The sequence below is a fragment of the Micromonospora sp. KC721 genome, from assembly GCF_004348355.1.
Classification (GTDB): domain Bacteria; phylum Actinomycetota; class Actinomycetes; order Mycobacteriales; family Micromonosporaceae; genus Micromonospora.
The window spans coordinates 1-19,044 of the sequence record NZ_SMJY01000123.1 but is presented as its reverse complement, the minus strand read 5'-3'; the positions used below and the strand labels follow the sequence as shown (position 1 = coordinate 19,044).

The 19,044-nt window shown below is 72.3% G+C and carries 22 protein-coding genes; 11 read left to right on the top strand and 11 right to left on the bottom strand.

From position 1 onward, the window contains the following. Nucleotides 1-63: 63 nt before the first annotated feature. The 5 genes from tatC to E1182_RS20065 form a co-directional block, all read right to left on the bottom strand. Nucleotides 64-1,017: a twin-arginine translocase subunit TatC gene (gene tatC, locus E1182_RS20085; RefSeq protein ID WP_132267574.1), complete on the bottom strand. Its 954-nt coding sequence runs from the start codon at nt 1,015-1,017 to the stop codon at nt 64-66. 19 nt (nt 1,018-1,036) lie between these two features. Next, on the bottom strand, nt 1,037-1,366 hold the full coding sequence (gene tatA, locus E1182_RS20080; protein ID WP_132267572.1) for a Sec-independent protein translocase subunit TatA: 330 nt from the start codon (nt 1,364-1,366) through the stop codon (nt 1,037-1,039). A gap of 211 nt (nt 1,367-1,577) precedes the next feature. After that, a complete protein-coding gene (locus E1182_RS20075; RefSeq protein WP_132267570.1) occupies nt 1,578-1,826 on the bottom strand; it encodes a hypothetical protein in 249 nt (82 codons plus the stop codon). Nucleotides 1,827-1,836: 10 nt separating this feature from the next. Further along, nucleotides 1,837-2,856 carry a YafY family protein gene (locus E1182_RS20070; RefSeq protein WP_132267567.1) on the bottom strand — a complete coding sequence of 340 codons (1,020 nt, stop codon included), beginning with the start codon at nt 2,854-2,856 and terminating at the stop codon, nt 1,837-1,839. Further along, nucleotides 2,853-3,851, bottom strand: coding sequence for a YafY family protein (locus tag E1182_RS20065; protein WP_132267565.1), 999 nt, complete (start codon nt 3,849-3,851; stop codon nt 2,853-2,855). The genes E1182_RS20070 and E1182_RS20065 overlap by 4 nt, the downstream gene beginning before the upstream one ends. Nucleotides 3,852-4,019: 168 nt before the next feature. On the opposite strand from E1182_RS20065, the gene E1182_RS20060 reads away from it, so the two are divergent. Beyond that, a complete protein-coding gene (locus E1182_RS20060; RefSeq protein WP_132267562.1) occupies nt 4,020-4,631 on the top strand; it encodes a hypothetical protein in 612 nt (203 codons plus the stop codon). 34 nt (nt 4,632-4,665) lie between these two features. On the opposite strand, the gene E1182_RS20055 is transcribed toward E1182_RS20060, so the two are convergent. Next, nucleotides 4,666-5,541, bottom strand: coding sequence for a LysR substrate-binding domain-containing protein (locus tag E1182_RS20055; RefSeq protein ID WP_132267560.1), 876 nt, complete (start codon nt 5,539-5,541; stop codon nt 4,666-4,668). Nucleotides 5,542-5,631: 90 nt separating this feature from the next. Here E1182_RS20055 and E1182_RS20050 point away from each other — a divergent pair, with 90 nt between their 5' ends. The 4 genes from E1182_RS20050 (at nt 5,632) to E1182_RS20035 (ending at nt 9,756) form a co-directional block, all read left to right on the top strand. Continuing rightward, complete coding sequence (locus tag E1182_RS20050; RefSeq protein ID WP_165942672.1) at nt 5,632-6,828, top strand: alpha/beta hydrolase; 1,197 nt, start codon at nt 5,632-5,634, stop codon at nt 6,826-6,828. 144 nt (nt 6,829-6,972) lie between these two features. Beyond that, entirely contained in the window at nt 6,973-7,968 is a 996-nt protein-coding gene (locus E1182_RS20045; protein WP_132267555.1) for a cation diffusion facilitator family transporter, read from the top strand. Nucleotides 7,969-8,046: 78 nt separating this feature from the next. Continuing rightward, nucleotides 8,047-8,598: a DUF5872 domain-containing protein gene (locus E1182_RS20040; RefSeq protein ID WP_132267553.1), complete on the top strand. Its 552-nt coding sequence runs from the start codon at nt 8,047-8,049 to the stop codon at nt 8,596-8,598. A gap of 54 nt (nt 8,599-8,652) precedes the next feature. Continuing rightward, on the top strand, nt 8,653-9,756 hold the full coding sequence (locus tag E1182_RS20035; RefSeq protein WP_132267550.1) for a DUF3866 family protein: 1,104 nt from the start codon (nt 8,653-8,655) through the stop codon (nt 9,754-9,756). On the opposite strand, the gene E1182_RS20030 is transcribed toward E1182_RS20035, so the two are convergent. Beyond that, nucleotides 9,741-10,289, bottom strand: coding sequence for a carboxymuconolactone decarboxylase family protein (locus E1182_RS20030; protein WP_132267548.1), 549 nt, complete (start codon nt 10,287-10,289; stop codon nt 9,741-9,743). The two genes, E1182_RS20035 and E1182_RS20030, sit on opposite strands and share 16 nt — an antisense overlap. Nucleotides 10,290-10,516: 227 nt before the next feature. Between E1182_RS20030 and E1182_RS20025 the strand changes: the two genes are divergently transcribed. Further along, a complete protein-coding gene (locus E1182_RS20025) occupies nt 10,517-11,464 on the top strand; it encodes a hypothetical protein (protein WP_132267546.1) in 948 nt (315 codons plus the stop codon). A 36-nt stretch (nt 11,465-11,500) separates the two neighbouring features. Here the strand turns inward: E1182_RS20025 and E1182_RS20020 are convergent, their stop codons facing one another. The 4 genes from E1182_RS20020 to rfbA all read right to left on the bottom strand — a co-directional run bounded on the left by E1182_RS20020 (nt 11,501) and on the right by rfbA (nt 14,746). Then, a complete protein-coding gene (locus E1182_RS20020; protein WP_132267544.1) occupies nt 11,501-11,698 on the bottom strand; it encodes a hypothetical protein in 198 nt (65 codons plus the stop codon). A 63-nt stretch (nt 11,699-11,761) separates the two neighbouring features. Further along, the gene (gene pafA / locus E1182_RS20015; RefSeq protein WP_132267542.1) at nt 11,762-13,120 is read right to left on the bottom strand and encodes a Pup--protein ligase; all 1,359 of its coding nucleotides are present in this window, start codon (nt 13,118-13,120) and stop codon (nt 11,762-11,764) included. 68 nt (nt 13,121-13,188) lie between these two features. Beyond that, nucleotides 13,189-13,812, bottom strand: coding sequence for a dTDP-4-dehydrorhamnose 3,5-epimerase family protein (locus tag E1182_RS20010; RefSeq protein ID WP_132267535.1), 624 nt, complete (start codon nt 13,810-13,812; stop codon nt 13,189-13,191). A 55-nt stretch (nt 13,813-13,867) separates the two neighbouring features. Then, nucleotides 13,868-14,746 carry a glucose-1-phosphate thymidylyltransferase RfbA gene (rfbA, locus tag E1182_RS20005; RefSeq protein ID WP_132267533.1) on the bottom strand — a complete coding sequence of 293 codons (879 nt, stop codon included), beginning with the start codon at nt 14,744-14,746 and terminating at the stop codon, nt 13,868-13,870. Between the two features lie 87 nt (nt 14,747-14,833). Here rfbA and rfbB point away from each other — a divergent pair, with 87 nt between their 5' ends. The 5 genes from rfbB to E1182_RS19980 form a co-directional block, all read left to right on the top strand. After that, complete coding sequence (rfbB, locus tag E1182_RS20000; protein WP_132267531.1) at nt 14,834-15,835, top strand: dTDP-glucose 4,6-dehydratase; 1,002 nt, start codon at nt 14,834-14,836, stop codon at nt 15,833-15,835. Further along, entirely contained in the window at nt 15,832-16,719 is an 888-nt protein-coding gene (rfbD, locus tag E1182_RS19995; RefSeq protein ID WP_132267529.1) for a dTDP-4-dehydrorhamnose reductase, read from the top strand. The genes rfbB and rfbD overlap by 4 nt, the downstream gene beginning before the upstream one ends. Then, nucleotides 16,716-17,102: a DUF2304 domain-containing protein gene (locus tag E1182_RS19990; RefSeq protein WP_132267527.1), complete on the top strand. Its 387-nt coding sequence runs from the start codon at nt 16,716-16,718 to the stop codon at nt 17,100-17,102. The genes rfbD and E1182_RS19990 overlap by 4 nt, the downstream gene beginning before the upstream one ends. Further along, entirely contained in the window at nt 17,095-17,799 is a 705-nt protein-coding gene (locus E1182_RS19985; RefSeq protein ID WP_132267525.1) for a glycosyltransferase family 2 protein, read from the top strand. The genes E1182_RS19990 and E1182_RS19985 overlap by 8 nt, the downstream gene beginning before the upstream one ends. Next, a partial coding sequence (locus E1182_RS19980) for a polysaccharide biosynthesis protein (protein WP_165942671.1) occupies nt 17,799-19,044 on the top strand: 1,246 nt, incomplete at its 3' end. The genes E1182_RS19985 and E1182_RS19980, both read left to right, overlap by 1 nt.

Below are 19,044 nucleotides of genomic sequence, written 5' to 3'. Positions count from 1 at the left end.
ACCCCACCCCACCCCGACCGGCCAGGGCTAACCGGTCAGGCTCGGGTGGCCGGCCGCCGGCCGTCAGGTCATGTCGTCGAAGCGGCGGTCGATCGGCGCGGGCTTCGCGACCGGCTCCGGCGTGGCCACCGGCGCCGGAATCTCCAGCTCCGGGGTGGCCGTCACCGGCTCGTCGTCCAACTGCAAAGGCGAGACCTCGTCGTCGGCGAGACCGGCGTAGATCTCCTTGCCCCGCCCCCGCCGCCTGTCGTTGAGGAAGGCGACCCCGACCGCGCCGAAGTAGAGCGCGGACAGGCAGATCGCCAGTGCGGTCATGCCGAACGGGTCCGGGGTCGGGGTGACCACCGCCGAGAAGGCGAAGAACACGAAGACCGCCACCCGCCACCAGCTCAGCAACTTCCGGGCGCTGACCAGCCCGACGAAGTTGAGCATCAGCACGACCAGCGGGAACTCGAACGCCACCCCGAACAGCAGGATCAGGTTGGTGACGAAGGAGATGTACCGGGTGATCTCCAGTGTGGTGGTGATGTCGCCACCCGCCGAGATATTGAGCAGGAACTCCAGCCCTTTGGCGGTGACGAAGTAGGCCAGCACCGCGCCTGCGGCGAACAGCGGCGCGGCCAGCGCCGTGAAGATGTACGCGTACCGCCGCTCGTGCCGGTGCAGGCCGGGAGCGATGAACGCCCACAGCTGGTAGAGCCAGACCGGGGCGGCCACGATCAGGCCGACCCAGAGCGCCACCTTCATCTGCAGCAGGAGCAGGTCCGCCGCGCCCAGCTGCACGAAGTTGCACTGGCCGGTTGCCAGTCTCGCCTTCTCCAGGCCGCAGTAGGGCTCCTGCAGCAGGTGCAGCACCGGGTTGGACAGCCAAAAGCCGAAGCCGAAACCGACAACGATGGCCAGCGAGGCACGGAACAGGCGGGTACGCAGCTCACGGAAGTGCTCCATGAGCGTCATGGACCCGTCGGCGGCCCGTTCGAACTTGCTCGGGCCGCGCTTACGGAGCGCGAAGGCCACGGTGCTCGGGCCCTTTCGGTCAGTTGTCGCGGACGCGCTGCACCGGGTCGACCGGCGGGGCGAGCGGCTGCTGCGGGGCCTGCGGCGCGTACTGCTGCTGCGGCTGCGCGTAGGGCTGCTGCACGTACTGCTGCTGCGGGGTCTGCGGCGCCAGCGGCTGGTAGCCGGCCTGCGCGTCGGCCTTCTCGGCCAGGTCACGGTCGTCGTCGTGCAGGCTCTTGGTCTCCGCCTTGATGATCCGCAGCGAGCGGCCCAGCGAGCGGGCCGCGTCGGGGAGCCGCTTCGCGCCGAAGAGCAGGATCAGCACAACCACGAGTACGGCGATGTGCCACGGCTTGAGGGCACCCATGGGAAGCTCCAGTCGCTCTGTGTCGAGGGTGGGTCGCAGTCCATCGTACGTGCGTCACGGGCCGTTGCCACCCGCCGGGGCCACTGCTGACGAAGCCGGCCGGTGAAGTCTTGACCACCGGGAAGTGCCCCGTCAACCACCCGCCCACGATAGTCCGTACGGGCAACGGCGCAGGAACGCGCAGCCCGCGCGCTTCACCGACCGGAGTCGATCACTTCCCGCGCTTGGCCCTGATCAACGCGACCCGTTCCTGGGTCACCTCGGCCCGCCGTTGCAGCGCCTCGGCCCGTTCCTGGAGCGCCTCGGCCGTCTCGCGCAACGCCTCCGCCTCGGTCTGGCGCCGTTGCAGGGCCAGCACCGCCCGGCGCAGCCGGGGCAGCCGCGCCACCACCGGCCGGACCGCCAGGGCCAGCACGACGAGCGCGAACAGCACCACCGCGAGCACGATCCACTTCACCACGCGGGTCAGCCTACCGGGGGCCGCTCTCCCCCGCCGGGTCGACCGACGGCGCCGCGCCGACCGGTGCCGCGTACGCCTCCAGCGCGGCGGCGGCCTGGGCGCGGACCTGCTCGGCCAGCTCGGCCGGGGCGACCACGGTGACCTCCGACCCCAGCCCGAGCACGAACCGGCGGGCCCAGCCCAGGTCGGTCACCCGCAGCGACACCAGCCACCGGTCGCCGTCGGCCTCCACCCGCTCGCAGGGGTAGTACTCGGTGATCCACCGCTCCCCCCGACCGATCCGCAGGGTGATCAGCGGCAGGTCCGGCGAGGGGCGGAAGACACCGTCGCTGAGGTCGTGCCGGCGGGCCTGCGGCGGAACCATGGCGGGCTCGTCGAGTTCGGTGACCGCGTCGATCCGGTCGGCCCGGAACAACCGCACCCCCTCCACCCGCCGGCACCACGCCTCCACGTACGCCCGGCCGCCGACCATGAGCATCCGCAGCGGGTCGATGATCCGCTCGGTGGTCTCGTCGCGGGCCGCCGTGTAGTAGGTGATCCGCAACGCCCGACCCCGTTCGACAGCGGCGCTGAGCTCGCGTACCCGCTCGGTGTCGCCGGGCAGCCGCACCGCCACCGGGGCGCCGACCAGGTCCCCGGCCGCGCTCTCTATCTTGGCGAGCGCCCGCTCGACGGCCTCCCGGTTGGTCACCCCCGGCGTTTCGGCGAGCATCCGCAACGCCACCACCAGGGCGAGCGCCTCGTCCGGGGTGAGCCGCAGCGGCCGGTCGATACCGGCGTCGTAGGTGATGGTCACCCGGTCGCCGTCGAAGGCCATGTCGATCAGGTCGCCGGGGCCGTACCCAGGCAGTCCGCAGACCCAGAGCAGCTCCAGGTCCTCCCGGAGCTGCCGCTCGGTGACGCCCAGGTCCCGCGCCGCCTCGGCGATCTCGATGCCGGGGCGGGCCAGCAGGTAGGGCACCAGGTTGAGCAGCCGGGCCAGCCGGTCGGCGGAGGTGCGGGGACCGCCCCGGGCGGCCGGGCGGGTCACCGGGCACCTCCGGCGACAACCAGCTCCTCGTGTCGGGCGGCGATCTCCTTGAGCCGTTGGATGACCGCGTCCCGCAGCTCCGGCGGGTCCAGCACCCGCACGTCCGGGCCGTACCCGACGAGCTGCCGGGCGAGGTAGTCGGGGTCGGCGTACGGCAGGGTCAACAGGTCCCCGTCGGAAGCCGGCTCGGTCCGCACCGCCCAACGGCGCAGGCCGGCGGCCCGGCCCGGGGCGGCCAGCACGGTGGCCCGGCCGGTCCGCTCCACCGGCCCCGACCAGCGGGCGACGTGGCTGATCAGATCCACACCGGCGGGCGGTTCGAAGCCACCCGGTTGCCCGATCACCCGGACCGGACCCACCACGCGGGAAAGCCGGAAGCAGCGGGTGGCGCCGCGGTCCAGGTCGTGGCCGACCACGTACCAGCGGCCCCGCCAGCAGACCACACCCCACGGTTGCAGTCGACGCCGGCTCGGCGCGTCCCGGTCCGGCACCCGGTAGTCGAAGCCGACCTCGCGCCGGTCCCGGGCGGCGGCGGTCAGCGGCGCGAACGCCGGGTCGACGGTCATCATCGGCTCCAGCCCCAGGGTGGCCTGCGGGTCGACGTCCACACCGGCGGCGCGCAGCTTCGCCAGACCGGAGGAGGCGGCGGCGGCCAGCCCGGCGTGCTGCCAGAGCCGCGCGGCGATGCCCACCGCGGCGGCCTCGTCCGGTTCGAGGGGGATGTCCGGCAGCGCGTACTCGCGGTGGGCGATCCGGTAGCCGGGCTCGGCGTCGAAGACGCTGGCCGTTCCGGTTTCCAGCGGTACGCCCAGCTCACGCAGCTCGGCCTTGTCCCGTTCGAACTTGCGCTGGAAGGCCTCGTGCTCCTTCGGGTCGCCCGGATCGTGCTCGTAACCGGGCACGGTCGCGGCGATCTGGGCGGCGGTCAGGAACCGTCGCGTGGACAGCAGACAGATCACGAGGTTGACCAGGCGTTCGGTACGGTTCCGCGACACGGGTGAACGCTAGCAGCCCGCGCGGCAGACCCGTGCACCCGCGCGGGCACGCCGGCGGCGCGGTCCCGCACCGCCACCGCCGCAGGCCAGCCATCCGACCGCCTCGATGAGCAGTTTGGTACAGTCGGCGCCCGCCAGGATGATCACGAGCGCGTTCCCGGGGGCACGATGCGCCGACACGGCTTCGGTATTCGGCTTCTCACCCTGCTGAGCGCGGTGGCGCTCGCCGGGTGCGGCAGCGACGGTGGCGCCGCCACCGCACCGGCCGGCGCGTCGCAGACCCCGGCGCCGGGCAAGAACACCGCTGACGGGCCGGAGCTGCCCACGCTTCCCGCGCCACGGGGGCCCGCGTTGAAGCTCAGCAACAGGTACACCTACAAGGTGCAGGTCCTCGACGCCATGACCACGGTGTCCCTGCCCTACGATCCGCCGCCAGCCGGCACGACGGCGCTCGCGCTGCTGCTGCGGGTGGAGGCGGATCCACCGGACCGCAGGATCCAGGCGCCCGTGCAGTATCTGGGCATCGACTACCCGAGCCGGCGTGACGACCTGAGCCAGTACGTCGGGACGACGCTGGACAAGAGAAGGCCCTACCTCACCGAGGACCAGATGCGCTTCGGTGGCGACGGTGTCCAGGGCGTCGACGTCCTGGAGGCGAACACGGTCTACTACACGTGGGCCTGGCAGCTCGTCTCGGAGAATGCCGACCTGACCGGTGCGACGCTGTGTGAGGTCCGGGCGGACAACTGCATACCCGTCGGGGCGATCCGGGCCGGGTGACGCGGGCGGACCGGCCGAGTGCGACCGGCCGCGGTCAGCAGGTGGCGACGACCTCGGCGAGCGCGCGGATGAGGGCGGTTTCTCCAGCGGTACGCCAGATCAGCGTCCACTGGCTCGGTTCCGCATCACGGATGGGGACGTAGGTGATGCCGGGCCACGCGTAGTAACGGCTCGCCTCGGCCTGGATCGGTACGACGGTGCTTCCGGCGGCGACCGCGGCGAGCACCTCCTGCCAGGTGGCGACCTCCGGCCCCCGGGGAATCGGGCGCCCCGAGGGGGTGTGGAACGGGCTGAGCGCCGCTTCCCAGTAGGCCGGCACCGGACGTGCCGACTGCGGCACCACACACTCGGCGAGGTCTTCGAGGCAGACCTCGTCCCGCCGTGCCAGCGGATGATCGGTGGACATCATCAGGTAGACCGGCGACGTTCGGACGACCGGACCGACCGTGAGGTCGGGTTCGCGGACCGGCAGCCAGAGCACGGCCACATCGACCTCGCCGGAGCGCAGCGGGCCGAACGGGTCACTGACACGGACCTCCCGGAACTGCACCTCGCACTGCGGGTTCAGGGCACGGAACCGGGTGGTCACGTCGGCGATCTCGTGGGCGAGAGCGCCCATGGTACCGACGGTGATGGTGCCGGCGACGCCACGTGCGGCGGTCCGCGCCGTCTCCAGCCCGTGCTGGATGCTGTGGTAGCCATGCGCGAGGCTGTCGCGCAGTTGGATCCCGATGGGGGTCAGGGTCACCCGGCGGCTGCTCCGGTCGAACAACGCCGCACCGATCCGCCGCTCCTGCAGCGCGATCGCCTGGCTGACCCGTGCCGGCGACACGTGGAGCCGTTGGGCCGTACGGCCGAAGTGCAGCTCCTCGGCGAGCGTCAGGAAGATCTCGATGTCGCGTAGTTCCATTGCCGACAGTCCCCCCGTGATCGTTAACGGGGAGCTTATCGAACCGTACGAGATCGGCCCTTGGTCCGGCCTGCGGCGATGATCACGCTGATGACCATGGACATCACCATGCAGTCGACCCGAGCCCGTCGCCGTTGGCCGTTCGGCGTGGCCGCCGCCGTCTGGATCGTTGTCGCCGCCGCGGCACTGCTCGGTCTGGTGCTGCCGGCGGCACCCGGTCCGGTGCTGCTCGGCCTGGCCATCAGCGCCTACTCGTTCAATCTGTACCTGCTCGTACCCGCACTGACCGGCGGGTTGCTCGCATGGTGGGCCCGGCGGGTCGGTCGTCGGCGGTGGGCGGGCGTGGCCGGGATCCTCACGGTCCTGCTGATGCTCGGTGTCGCGGTGCCCTCCTGGCAGCTGTGGCACAGCGCCGCCGCGCACAATGTCCCGCTCTCCCTGACCGCGTACTTCAGCGGCCCCAGCGGCGGCGCCTCTGCACCGGCGACGACGGAGACCTACGCGACGGTGGACGGCGTCGAACTCAAGGCCGACGTGTGGCAGCCGACCGGACGACCGGCGGGCGGCTCGCGTACCGCCATGATCTACGTGTTCGGCGGTGGTTGGGTCAGCGGTGACCGGGCGCAGATGCCGGCGTACTTCCAGTGGCTCACCAGCCGAGGCGTGACCGTCTTCGCCGTCGACTACCGGCTCGCCACGCCCACCAGACCCGCATGGGACAAGGCACCCGGGGATGTCAAGTGCGCGGTGGGCTGGGTACGCGCCAACGCCACCCGCCACGGCATCGACCCGCACCGCATCGTGCTCGGCGGCAACTCCGCCGGTGCCAACCTCGCCATGCTCGTCGCCTACACCGCCGGTGACACCCGGGTGCCGGCGACCTGCCCCACCGGCGACACCTCCGTCCGCGCGGTCGTGGAGTTCTACGGCCCCACCGACCTCATCACCACCCACCGCGACACGGGCAGCACCGACGCCCGCCGCATGGTCGAGACGTACCTGGGCGGCACCCCGGCCACCGTGCCCGAGCGCTACCGCCGCAACTCGCCCGTCACCTATGTGCGGCCCGGCCTGCCGCCCACCCTGATCCTGCAGGGCGGGCGCGACAGCGTGGTGCCCGCAGCCCAGGCCACCGACCTGGCCGACCGGCTCACCGCCGTGGGGGTCCCGAACGAGCTGGTCATGCTGCCGGCCACCGAGCACTCCTTCGACGGCCTCTACGGTGGGTTCGCCACACAGGTCAGCCGGTCGGCGATCACCCGGTTCCTCGACCGGCACCTGGCCTGATCGGTGGCCCGGTCGCTTGGCGGTGGGCCCGGCCCGACGGGCAGCCGGGAACCGGGCCCGTACGGGCGCGTCGGGTACGGCCACCACGTACCGTCGCCGGACGGCCGCCGAACCCGGGCCGGCAGGCCCTCTAGGGTGAGGCGCATGACGGCATCCGACAGCACGACCGAGAGCGTCGGCACGGTGGTGGTGGCGGGGGTGGCGAACCTCGCCATCGCGGTCGCGAAGCTGGCCGCCGGGCTGCTCTCCGGCTCGGCGGCGATGCTCTCCGAAGCCGCCCACTCGGTCGCCGACACCACCACCGAGGTGCTGCTCTACGTGGCGCTGCGCCGCAGCGCGCACCCCGCCGACGTACGGCACCCCTTCGGGTACGGCAAGGAGAGTTACGTCTGGGCGTTCCTCGCCGCGTTGTTCACCTTCGTCGCCGGGGCGGGGTTCGCCGTCACCCACGGCGTGACGACCATCCTGGTGCACGAACACGGCGGCGAGTACGGGGTCGCGTACGTCGTGCTGGCGGTCTCCTTCGCCATCGAGGCGGTCTCGCTGGCCCGGGCGGTACGCCAGATCCGCGCCGGATCCCGCCGCTGGCGGACCACCCCCCGTCGGTTCCTGCGGCTGACCGCCGACACCACCGTGAAGGCCGTCTTCCTGGAGGACAGCGCGGCGCTGGTCGGCCTGGTGATCGCCGGCGCCGGGCTGGGCCTGTCCCACGCCACCGGCGACGAACTGTACGACGGCCTCGCCTCCATCCTGATCGGACTGTTGCTGCTGGTCGTGGCGATCATCCTGGCCAGGAACAACATCTCGTTGCTGGTGGGGCGGGCGGTACCGGAACGGCTGCACCGGGAGATCGAAGGGGAACTCGCCGCGCTGCCGACGGTGCACCGGATCGACACCCTGCTGACCATGCAGCTCGGCCCGGACGACGTCCTGGTCGCCGCCAAGGTCGACTTCGACGACGACGCCACCGGCGCCGACATCGAGGCCGCCGCCGACGAGGCCGAGCGCCGGCTCACCGGACGCTACCCCCAGATCGGGTACGTCTTTCTCGACCCGACCCGGTCCACGCCCGGGACGGACGGGCAGCGGGCCCGGCGGATCCAGGAGCGCCGCGCCCAGGGCGGCCCCCACCGGACCTGACCCACCCGAGTAGCGCCCGTCACGGACCGCGACGACCTCGGCACGCATGCGCCACATTGCGCCGGGTATCGCTCCCGCATGGCGAAGTACACCAGGCCCGAACTGCGGGAACAGCTCAAGGAGGAAATCAAGTCCTCCGACCGGGGCGGACGGCCGGGGCAGTGGTCGGCCCGCAAGTCGCAACTGCTCACCAAGGAGTACCAGCGACGCGGCGGTGGCTACCAGGGCCCGAAGGACGAGCGGCAGCGGTCCCTGCAACGGTGGGGGGCCGAACAGTGGCAGACCAGCAGCGGCGCCGCCCGGGCGCGCAATGACGGCGAGACCCGCCGTTACCTGCCAAAACGGGCGTGGGAACAGTTGTCGGAACGGCAGCGGCGGGCGACCGACAGCAGGAAGCGACAGGCGTCCAGGGCCGGGCGGCAGTACGTCGCCAACACCGGACCGGCCAGCCGGGCCCGCCGCGACGCCACCTCGGTCGGCCGGCTGTCCGAACTACCGGTCGCCGAGGCGGTCACCCTCGTTCGTGACCTGGACGCCGGCCAGCTCAGGGCGGCACTGCGGCGCGAGCACGCCGGCAAGGGCCGCAAGACGCTCATCCGGCGGCTGGAGTCCGAGCTGCGCCGCCGATGACCGGACCGCCAGGGCCGATGGTGGCCCCCGACTCGGTGCCGATACCGTGCCGGCATGGTGCGATGGCGGTCCGGGACGGTGGCGGCGGTACGGCGACGGTGGGCCGGCGCGGTGGAACTCGACGTCGACCTGCCCGACGGCGTGACCCTGCGTGCACTGGCGTACCCGGCCCTGGTGGGTGACCCGCGGCCCGGCGACCGGGTGCTGCTCAACGTCGGCGCCCTGCTGATGGGGCTGGGCACCGGCGGGTACGCCCTGGTGGTGGCACTGCCCGACCGGCTCCCGCCGGACCCGCCGCAGGCCGCCGACACCCGCGATGCCGGCCACCTGGTGAAGGCCCGCTACACCCCGCTGCAAGCGATCACGATGGGGGTGGACGAGGAGGCATCCCCGCACCACGACCTGCTGGCCGGCGTGGACAGCCTGGACGACATGCCCGTGGTCACCGCCGACCTGCACTCCGCGCTGCCGGCGATCCTCGCCGGGATCCACGCCGACGCGCCGGCCGCGCGGGTGGCGTACGTGCTGACCGACGGTGGGGCGCTGCCGGCCTGGTTCTCCCGCACCCTCGACGGGCTGCGCGACCGGCTCGTCGGCACGGTCAGCGTGGGGCAGGCGTTCGGCGGTGACCTGGAGGCCACCACCGTGCACACCGGCCTGCTCGCCGCGCGGCACGTGCTGCGCGCCGACGTCACGATCGTCGCCCAGGGGCCCGGCAACCTCGGCACCGGCACCCGGTGGGGGTTCTCCGGCGTCGGGGTCGGCGAGGCCGTCAACGCGGTCGCCACGCTGGGTGGGCGGCCGGTCGGGTCGCTGCGGATCTCCGACGCCGACCCGCGGCCCCGGCACCGTGGGGTGTCGCACCACAGCCTCACCGCGTACGGCCGGGTCGCCCTCGCCCCGGCCGACCTGGTCGTGCCGGACGGCCTGGCGGCGACGTTGGCCGCCGAGGTGGACGCCGCGCTGGTTCCCCTGGCCCGGCGGCACCGCGTGGTGCGGGTCGCCGTCGACGGCCTGGACGCGGCGCTGCGCGCCCTGCCGGTGACGCTGTCCACCATGGGCCGCCGGCTCGACGCCGACCACGCCTACTTCCTGGCGGCGGCGGCCGCCGGACGGCACGCCGCGCGGCTCACCCGGGCCGGTCACCCCGCCGCGTAGCCGTGCCGGACGATGCGCGCCGCGGCCGACTCGTACGTCCCGGGGTCGTCCGGAGCGAAGGTGCCGAGACCGTCGACGTAGCGGTTGAACATGCAGAAGGCCGCGGCGATGAGCACCGTGTCGTGGATCTCCAGATCGGTGGCGCCCGCCTGCCGTGCCGCGTCGATGAGCGCGGTGGTGACCTGTCGGCCGTCCTTCTGCACCGCGGCGGCGATCCGCAGGAGGGCCCGCAGCCGGTCACCGATCGGGGCGGCGTCGAGGTCGCAACGGACCTGTTCGACCAGTTCCGGGGCGGTGGGCAACTGGGCGGCGGCCAACGCCGAGTGGGACGCGCAGCAGAACCGGCACCCGTTGAGCCCGGAGACGTACGCCGCGATGAGCTCCCGCTGCCCGGGAGTCAGCGTCGGGTGCGGGGCGCGGAGCAGCACCTCGGCCAGTTCGTTGAGCGGCCGGGCGGTCTCCGGCCGGAACCGCATCGGCCCGGTGATCCCCGGGAAGGTCTTCTCGTCGAGCCCCAGATCGATGTGCGCCACCGGTCACCTCCGGCCCCGCCGGCCGGTCGCCGGCTCCCCTCACCGGCAGCCTGGCCCGCCGGCTGTCCCGAATCAACTCCTGGTGTGCGCACCTGCGCCGCCCCGGTGGCCCCTGAACAACTGCGCACGTAGGAAGAAGGCTCTCCGCGGCGAGCGGTTCCATGCTGATGCCGACCTCGTGACGGGCCCCTGCGTACCGTCACGCCCACGGGAGGAGAGCAGCCGCCATGACCCGATCCCCCGCCTACCCGACCCCGACCGCGAACCCGCCGATCCGACCGCACACACCGCCGCGCCGGGCGCGGGTCGTGGCGCTCGCCGTCCTGGCCGGGATCCTGCTGGCCGTGCTCTGGTCGTTCGAACTGGTGGACAAGGTCATCGGCGACAACGTCGCGAACACCCTGCTCGGCCACGACGCCAAGACCACCGCCATCGCCGGCACCGCGGCCGGACTTCTGTTCGCCTTCGTCTCCGGCTTCGCCGGCACGTTCACCGCCTGCAACATCGCGATGGCGGCGTCGATCGGACCGATGGGCCAGGCCGGCGGTCAGCAGGAGGCACCCGGTGGCTTGCCCGCGTTGCGGGCGATGCTGCGCCCGGTGGGTTGGCTCACCCTCGGCATGGTCGCCGTCTCGGCGACCTACGGTGCGGTCGGCGTGCTGCTCGGCGATCGCCTGCCGCAGTTGTCCACCGCCACTGTCGACGGCGTGCCGGTACGCATCATCCAGTCCTCGGTCGTGTTCGGCGTGATCGGGCTCGCGCTGATCTACCTGGGGCTGGCCGCGCTCGGCGTGCTGCCGGACGTGTTCGCCCGCAGGCCGGTGGCCCGGGTGGTCGCCATGGGGGCGTTGGTCGGCGGGTTCCTCGTCGGACGGCCGTACCCGCTGTTCTACAAGCTCTTCCAGTGGGCGGCCGACACCGGCAACCCGCTGTACGGCGCGGCGGCGTTCACCCTCCAGTCGCTGGGCAACGTGGTGTTGGTGGCGCTGCTCTTCGCGGTGCTGGTGCTGGTCAGCCGGGGCCGTTTCCTGCGCTGGATGGCCGACCCGACCCGGGCCGCCGTGGTGACCGGCGGGTTGCTGATCGCCCTGGGCGTCTTCACCGTCGTGTACTGGGATCTGCGGGTGCCCGCGTACTTCGGGGTCGGTTGGTTCCCCTCGATGCCGTACCGCTGACCGGGAGCAGGGCCGGCTGAGCCGAACGGCACCGGCTCAGCCGAGGATGAAGATCAACGCCAGCCAGCCTCCGACGATGGCGAGCAACGCGACCACCAGCACCCAGGTCGGCACCACGTACTCGCCGCGACGGTTGCGTTCGATCTCGGCGCGGATCTTCTCCCGGCGGCGCTCGACGAAGGTCAGCTTCTCGGTGCCGCCGCGCTCGCGGTCGGCCGGTTCGGAGGTGTTCATCGCCACGCCAGCGTACCGGGACTCCGGCGGCCGGTGCGCCGCGCACCGGCCGCCGGAGGCGGCTCACATACTGGCGATCAGCCGCTCCACCCGTTCGTCGTACGCCCGGAACGGGTCCTTGCAGAGCACCGTGCGCTGCGCCTGGTCGTTGAGCTTCAGGTGCACCCAGTCGACGGTGAAGTCCCGCCGCTTCTCCTGCGCGTGCCGGATGAACTCTCCACGCAGCCGCGCCCGGGTCGTCTGCGGCGGCGTCTCCTTCGCCTCGAAGATCTCCGGATCGGTGGCGACCCGGTCAACCTGCCCGCGCCGCTCCAGCAGCCCGTACAGGCCCCGGCCCCGACGCAGGTCGTGGTAGGCCAGATCCATCTGCGCGACCCGGGGGTGCGACAGCGGAAGGTCGTGTTTGCGCTGGTAGCGCTCGATCAGCCGCAGTTTGCTCACCCAGTCGATCTCCCGGGCCACCGGGTCCAGGTCGCCGGTCTCCACGGACCGCAGCACCCGACCCCACAGCTCGACCACCCGCTTGGCGGTCTGGTCGCCACCCCGCCGCTCGACGAACTCGGTCGCCTTGGCGAGGTACTCCTGCTGAATCTCCAGCGCGCTGACCTCCTTGCCGGAGGCCAGCCGGACCTTGCGCCGGCCGGTGATGTCGTGCGAGACCTCCCGGATGGCCCGGATCGGGTTCTCCAGGGTCAGGTCCCGCATCACCACGCCCGCCTCGATCATCCGCAGCACGATGTCGGCGCTGCCCACCTTCAGCAGCGTGGTGACCTCGTTCATGTTGGAGTCACCGACGATCACGTGCAGCCGGCGGTACCGCTCGGCGTCGGCGTGCGGCTCGTCGCGGGTGTTGATGATCGGGCGGCTGCGGGTGGTCGCCGAGGACACCCCCTCCCAGATGTGCTCCGCCCGCTGGGACAGGCAGTAGACCGCTCCCCTCGGGGTCTGCAGCACCTTGCCCGCGCCGCAGATCAACTGCCGGGTGACCAGGAACGGGATGAGCACGTCGGCGAGCCGACCGAACTCCCCGTGCCGGGAGACCAGGTAGTTCTCGTGACAGCCGTACGAGTTGCCGGCCGAATCGGTGTTGTTCTTGAACAGGTAGATCTCCCCGGCGATGCCCTCGTCGTGCAGCCGTTTCTCGGCGTCGACGAGCAGGCCCTCCAGAATCCGCTCACCGGCCCGGTCGTGGGCGACCAGGTCGGTGACCGAGTCGCACTCCGGAGTGGCGTACTCCGGGTGCGACCCGACGTCCAGGTAGAGCCGGGCGCCGTTGCGCAGGAACACGTTGCTCGACCGGCCCCACGACACGACGCGGCGGAAGAGGTACCGGGCAACCTCGTCGGGGGACAGCCGACGCTGCCCGCGGTAGGTACAGGTGACGCCGTACTCGGTCTCGAGGCCGAAGATTCGCCGCTCCATGGTGTGACATTAGCCGCCCGGAGGCCCGGTTCGTCACTGTCACCGCGCGACTCGTCCCTCCCGGTGGATCACACCCCGTCCGAGTACGGCAGACCGCCCGGCCGCAGACTCGCGGTGAAGGCCCGACATTCCTCGTACGCCGGCAGCAGCCCCGACTCGCGGGCCTGCGCCAGAGTCGGCGAGGCGGCGTCCCGGGCCGAGAGCGTCGGCACCTCGGCCGGCCACTCGATGGCCAGGTCGACGTCGAGCGGATGCACCGAGTGCTCGCCGGTCGGGTTGTAGGTGGTCGAGCAGAGATAGCTCAGCGTCGCGTCGTCGGTCAACGCGCAGAAGCCGTGCCCCAGCCCCTCGCTGAGGTACACCGCACGCCGGTCGACGTCGTCGAGCCGCACACCCTCCCAGCGGCCGAAGGTCGGCGAACCGACCCGCAGGTCCACGACCACGTCCAGCACCGCGCCTCGCACGCAGGTGACGTACTTGGCCTGGCCGGGCGGCACGTCGGCGAAGTGGATGCCGCGCACCACTCCGCGCGCGGACACCGACAGGTTGCCCTGCGCCAGGCGCAGCGGGTGGCCGACCGCCTCGGCGAGCCGGTCGAAGCGGTACCACTCCATGAACAGCCCACGCGGGTCGCCGTGCTGCTGCGGGGTGATCTCCCAGGCGCCCTCGACGCCCAGCTCACGGATCTTCACGGCGTCATCTCCGTTCGCGACTGCGGGGCTCGCAGACCCCGCTCACTGCTCGCGCTCACCGGCTCTCCGCCCTCTCCGCCAGCAGGCCGAGCAGGTAGTCGCCGTAGCCGCTCTTGGTCAACGGCTCGGCCAGGGCACGCAGCCGATCGTCGTCGATCAGGCCGGCCCGCCAGGCCACCTCCTCGACGCAGCCGATCTTCATGCCCTGTCGCTCCTCGATCACCCGCACGAACTCAGCGGCCTGCATCATGGAGGCGAAGGTGCCGGTGTCCAGCCAGGCGGTACCCCGGTCCAGGACGGTGACCGACAGCTCACCGGCCGTCCGGTACGCCTCGTTCACGGCGGTGATCTCCAGCTCGCCCCGGGCGCTGGGCTTGAGAGCACGGGCGATCTCGACCACCCGGTTGTCGTAGAAGTAGAGCCCCGGCACCGCGTAGCGGGACTTCGGCTTCTCCGGCTTCTCCTCGATCGACAGCACCCTGCCGTCGGCGTCGAAGTCGACCACGCCGTACGCCTCCGGGTTCGCCACCGGGTACGCGAAGACCCGGCCGCCCTTCGGGTCACCGCCGGCGGCGAGCTGCCGGCCCAGGCCGGCGCCGTGGAAGATGTTGTCGCCGAGGATCAGCGCCACCGACTCGTCGCCGATGAAGTCGGCGCCGAGCACGAATGCCTGCGCGATGCCCTCCGGGCGGGCCTGGGTGACGTACTCCAGCCGCAGGCCCCACTGGCTGCCGTCGCCGAGCAACCGCTGGAACTGGGCCTGGTCCTCGGGCGTGGTGATCACCAGGATCTCCCGCACCCCGGACATCACCAGCGTCGACAGCGGGTAGTAGACCATCGGCTTGTCGTAGATCGGCATCAGCTGCTTGGAGACCGCCCGGGTGATCGGCCAGAGCCGCGAACCGGTGCCACCAGCGAGAAGGATTCCGCGCACCGGGGGAGACTACCTGCACCAGCGGGAACCGGACACCGGGGTCGCGTCCCCCGGCACCCCCCGGGGTTCGCGTACACTTCCGGACCCGTGAGGATTCTCGTCACCGGCGGAGCCGGATTCATCGGGTCGGAGTACGTACGGATGCTGCTGGGCGTGCCCGGCGGCGATGTCGCCGGCGTGCCCGCCGTCGAAACCACCGCGGTGACGGTGCTGGACAAGCTCACCTACTCCGGCAACCTGGCCAACCTCGCCCCGGTACGCGACGACGCGCGGCTGCGCTTCGTGCAGGGCGACATCTGCGACCCGGCCACCGTCGACGAGGTCGTCGCCGGCCACGACGTGATCGTGCACTTCGCCGCCGAGTCGCACGTCGACCGCTCCATCGCCGGCGCCGCCCCGTTCGTCACCACCAACGTGCTGGGCACCCAGACCCTGCTCGACGCCGCCCTGCGGCACGGCACCGACCGGTTCGTGCACGTCTCCACCGACGAGGTGTACGGCTCGATCGACGAGGGGTCGTGGACGGAGACCTGGCCGCTGTCGCCGAACTCCCCGTACTCGGCCTCCAAGGCCGGCTCGGACCTGCTCGCCCTGGCCTACCACCGCACCCACGGCATGAACGTGGTGGTCACCCGCTGCTCCAACAACTACGGGCCGTACCAGTTCCCGGAGAAGGTCATCCCGCTGTTCGTGACCAACCTGCTCGACGGCGGCACCGTCCCGCTCTACGGCGACGGCGGCAACGTCCGCGACTGGCTGCACGTGCACGACCACTGCCGGGGCATCGCCCTGGTGCAGCAGAAGGGCCGCGCCGGCGAGGTCTACAACATCGGCGGCGGCACCGAGCTGACCAACAAGGAACTCACCGCCCGGCTGCTGGAGGCCTGCGGCGCCGGCTGGGACCGGGTGGTGCCGGTGGCCGACCGCAAGGGCCACGACCGCCGCTACTCGCTGGACATCAGCAAGATCAGCGCTGAGCTGGGATACACCCCCAGCATCGACCTCGACCGTGGGCTGGCCGAGACGGTGCGCTGGTACCGCGACAACCGGGCCTGGTGGGAGCCGCTGAAGGCGGCCAGGGCCGGATGACCCGCGCCCTCGTCACCGGCGCGGGAGGCATGCTCGGGCGGGACCTGCTGGCCGTACTGGCCACCCGGCCCGACCTGACCGTGACCGCCGCCACCCGCGCCGAGCTGGACATCACCGACCCGCGGGCCGTCCGCGCCGCCGTCACCGGCCACGACGTGGTCTTCAACACCGCCGCCTGGACCGACGTCGACGGCGCCGAGCAGGCCGAGGCCGAGGCCACCGCCGTGAACGGCGACGGCGTGGCGCACCTCGCCCGGGCCTGCGCCGACACCGGGGCCCGGCTGGTCCACGTCTCCACCGACTACGTCTTCGCCGGCGACGCCGACGCCCCGTACGCCGAGGACGCCCCCACCGACCCGGTCAACGCCTACGGGCGCAGCAAGCTGGCCGGGGAGCGGGCCGTGGTCCGATTTCTCCCCGAAACCGGCTACCTGGTGCGTACCGCCTGGCTCTACGGCGCGCACGGCCCGAACTTCGTGGCCACCATGCTGCGCCTGGCCGGTCAGCGGGAGTACCTCGACGTGGTCGACGACCAGCAGGGCCAGCCCACCTGGTCGTACGCGCTGGCCCACCGGCTGGTCGCGCTCGCCGACGCGGCCCTGGCCGGCCGTGCCCCCGCCGGGATCTACCACGGCACCTGTTCCGGCCGCACCACCTGGTACGGCCTGGCTCGCGCCGCGTTCGCCCTCGCCGGGCTGGACCCGGCGCGGATCCGCCCCACCACCAGCGACCGGTTTCCCCGTCCGGCCGCCCGACCGGCGTACAGTGTGCTAGGGCACGACCGTTGGTCGGCGGCCGGTCTGCCGCCGCTGCCGGACTGGCACGACACGCTGTCCGACGCCTTCGCATCCCCCAATCCACCCGCCCCGTGGAAGGCCGCATGAAGCTCACCCTGGTCACCGGTTTGACCGGTCTGATCCTGCTGGTCACCATCGTCGAGCTGCTGCGTCGCCGGCAGCTGCGCGAGAAGTACGGCATGCTCTGGCTCGCCGTCCTGCTGATCGTCATCCCGCTGTCGTTGTTCCCCCGCCTGCTGGACAACGTGGCCGGTTTCTTCGGCGTCGTCTCCGGCGTCAGCCTCGTTCTCTTCCTCGGCATCGTCTTCCTGCTGCTGGTGACAGTGCACCTGAGCTGGGAGGTCAGTGCCCTGGAGGAGGAGACCCGCACCCTGGCCGAAGACTTCGCCCTGCTCCGCGCCGAGGTCGAGGCGGAGCGGGCGGCCCGGACCCAATCCGCCCGAGACGAACTGGTGTCGCACGATGGTTAACGGCAAGCGCGTACTGATCATCATTCCCGCGCTCAACGAGGCCGGGTCGATCGCCGACGTGGTCGGCGAGGTGCGCGGCGAACTGCCCGGCGTCGACGTGCTCGTCGTCGACGACGGCTCCACCGACCGCACCGCCGCCGTGGCCGCCGCCGCCGGCGCCCGGGTGGCGAAGCTGCCGTACAACCTCGGCGTCGGCGGGGCCATGCGACTCGGCTACCGCTACGCCCGGGACAACGGCTACGACGTCGCCATCCAGATCGACGCCGACGGTCAGCACGACCCGCGCTACGTGCCGAAGCTGGTCGATCTGCTCGACGACAACATCGATCTGGTGATCGGCGCCCGGTTCGCCGGCGAGGGCGACTACAGCGTCCGCGGCCCCCGCCGGTGGGCCATGGTCATGCTCTCCGCCGTGCTCTCCAAGGTGGCGAAGACCAAGCTCACCGATACCACCTCCGGGTTCCGGGCCGCCAACCGGCGGGTCATCGAGATGTTCGCCGGCTGGTACCCGGCCGAGTACCTCGGCGACACCGTCGAGACCCTGGTGCACACCGCCCGGCGCGGCTACAAGATCCGCCAGGTGCCGGTGGCCATGCGCAAGCGGATGGCCGGCACGCCCAGCCACTCCCCCGCCAAGGCCATGATCTACCTGGGCCGCGCCTTCGCCGTACTGACGCTCGCGCTCATCCGCCGGTGATGCGGCGCCTGCTCGGCCTCGTCCCGCCCGGCACCCTCGCGGTGGGTGCCGGGCTGGCGCTGCTCGGTCTGGCCTCCTACGTCCACCTCGCGGTGGCCGGCCACAGCCTCACCAAGGACGACTACTCGTCGCTGTCGGTGCTCTGGTCGATCGTCTTCACCCTCGGCATCGGTGTGTTCATGCCGGTCGAGCAGGAGGTCGCCCGGGTCGTGGCCGCCCGCCGCACCCGAGGGCTGCCGCCGGGTCCGGTGCTGGCCCGCGGCGCCGCTCTCGCCGCCGGCGTGCTCGCGCTCATGGTGCTGGTCGTCCTCGCCGCCCACGGTCCGCTGACCGACCGGTTCTTCGCCGGTGACGGCGCGATGGTGTGGGTGCTCGTCGGGTCGCTCGCCGCCATGGCGGTCGCCTACACCACCCGCGGTGTCCTCTCCGGCCTGCAACTCTTTCCCTGGTACGGCGGCCAGCTCGGGGTGGACGGCGGACTGCGCATCGGCATGGTCGCCGTGCTGGGCCTCGCCGGCGTCACCTCCCCGCTCTGGTACGGCCTGGTGCTGGTGATCGCCCCGCTGGCCGGCGTCCTGCTCACCCTTCCGCCGGTGCTGCGCGCCGTCGGGAGCGGCCCCCCCGTGGCCTGGCGCGCGCTGCTGCGGGGCCTCGGCCTGCTCACCGCGTCCAGCCTGCTCTCCCAGGTCGTGGTCAATGTCGGCGTGATCAACGTCCGGCTGCTCGACCCCGAGGACGTCATCACCGCCGGTGCGCTGCTCTCCGCCCTGGTGCTGGTCCGCATCCCGTTGTTCGTCTTCGCCTCCCTGCAGGCGTCCCTGCTGCCCGGCCTGGCCACCTCCGCCAGCACCGGCGACCTGGCCGGCTTCCACCGCCTGCTGCGCCGGGCGTTGGGCATCGTCACCGTGCTCGGCGTGCTCGGCGCGGTCGGTGCCATCGCCCTCGGCCCGTGGCTGGTCGGCGCGCTCTTCGACGCCGCCGGCGCGCTCGGCCACGGCGACTTCGCCTGGCTGGCCGCCGCCACCCTCGCCTACCTGTGGGCGATGGTGCTCGGGCAGGCGCTGCTCGCCCTGGACCGGCACCGCGCCCAGGCCGTCGCCTGGACGCTCGGGGTGGCCGCGCTGGTCGCGGTGACCCTCGCCCCGGTGGCCGTGGCGCTGCGCGTCGAGCTCGCCTACGCCGTCGGTTCGGTGGTGACCGCCGCCGCCATGGCGGTGCTGCTGCGCGCCCGGCCCCGTCCCCTTC

What these genes read in the sequence shown, in the direction of transcription:
- rfbD (WP_132267529.1), top strand. Translation starts at nt 15,832, where the DNA reads ATGACCCGCGCCCTCGTCACCGGCGCGGGAGGCATGCTCGGGCGGGAC.
- E1182_RS19985 (WP_132267525.1), top strand. Translation starts at nt 17,095, where the DNA reads ATGGTTAACGGCAAGCGCGTACTGATCATCATTCCCGCGCTCAACGAG.
- tatA (WP_132267572.1), bottom strand. Translation starts at nt 1,366, where the DNA reads ATGGGTGCCCTCAAGCCGTGGCACATCGCCGTACTCGTGGTTGTGCTG.
- E1182_RS20035 (WP_132267550.1), top strand. Translation starts at nt 8,653, where the DNA reads ATGGTGCGATGGCGGTCCGGGACGGTGGCGGCGGTACGGCGACGGTGG.
- pafA (WP_132267542.1), bottom strand. Translation starts at nt 13,120, where the DNA reads ATGGAGCGGCGAATCTTCGGCCTCGAGACCGAGTACGGCGTCACCTGT.
- E1182_RS20060 (WP_132267562.1), top strand. Translation starts at nt 4,020, where the DNA reads ATGCGCCGACACGGCTTCGGTATTCGGCTTCTCACCCTGCTGAGCGCG.
- E1182_RS20045 (WP_132267555.1), top strand. Translation starts at nt 6,973, where the DNA reads ATGACGGCATCCGACAGCACGACCGAGAGCGTCGGCACGGTGGTGGTG.
- E1182_RS20050 (WP_165942672.1), top strand. Translation starts at nt 5,632, where the DNA reads ATGACCATGGACATCACCATGCAGTCGACCCGAGCCCGTCGCCGTTGG.
- E1182_RS20055 (WP_132267560.1), bottom strand. Translation starts at nt 5,541, where the DNA reads ATGGAACTACGCGACATCGAGATCTTCCTGACGCTCGCCGAGGAGCTG.
- E1182_RS20040 (WP_132267553.1), top strand. Translation starts at nt 8,047, where the DNA reads ATGGCGAAGTACACCAGGCCCGAACTGCGGGAACAGCTCAAGGAGGAA.
- E1182_RS19990 (WP_132267527.1), top strand. Translation starts at nt 16,716, where the DNA reads ATGAAGCTCACCCTGGTCACCGGTTTGACCGGTCTGATCCTGCTGGTC.
- E1182_RS20025 (WP_132267546.1), top strand. Translation starts at nt 10,517, where the DNA reads ATGACCCGATCCCCCGCCTACCCGACCCCGACCGCGAACCCGCCGATC.
- E1182_RS20020 (WP_132267544.1), bottom strand. Translation starts at nt 11,698, where the DNA reads ATGAACACCTCCGAACCGGCCGACCGCGAGCGCGGCGGCACCGAGAAG.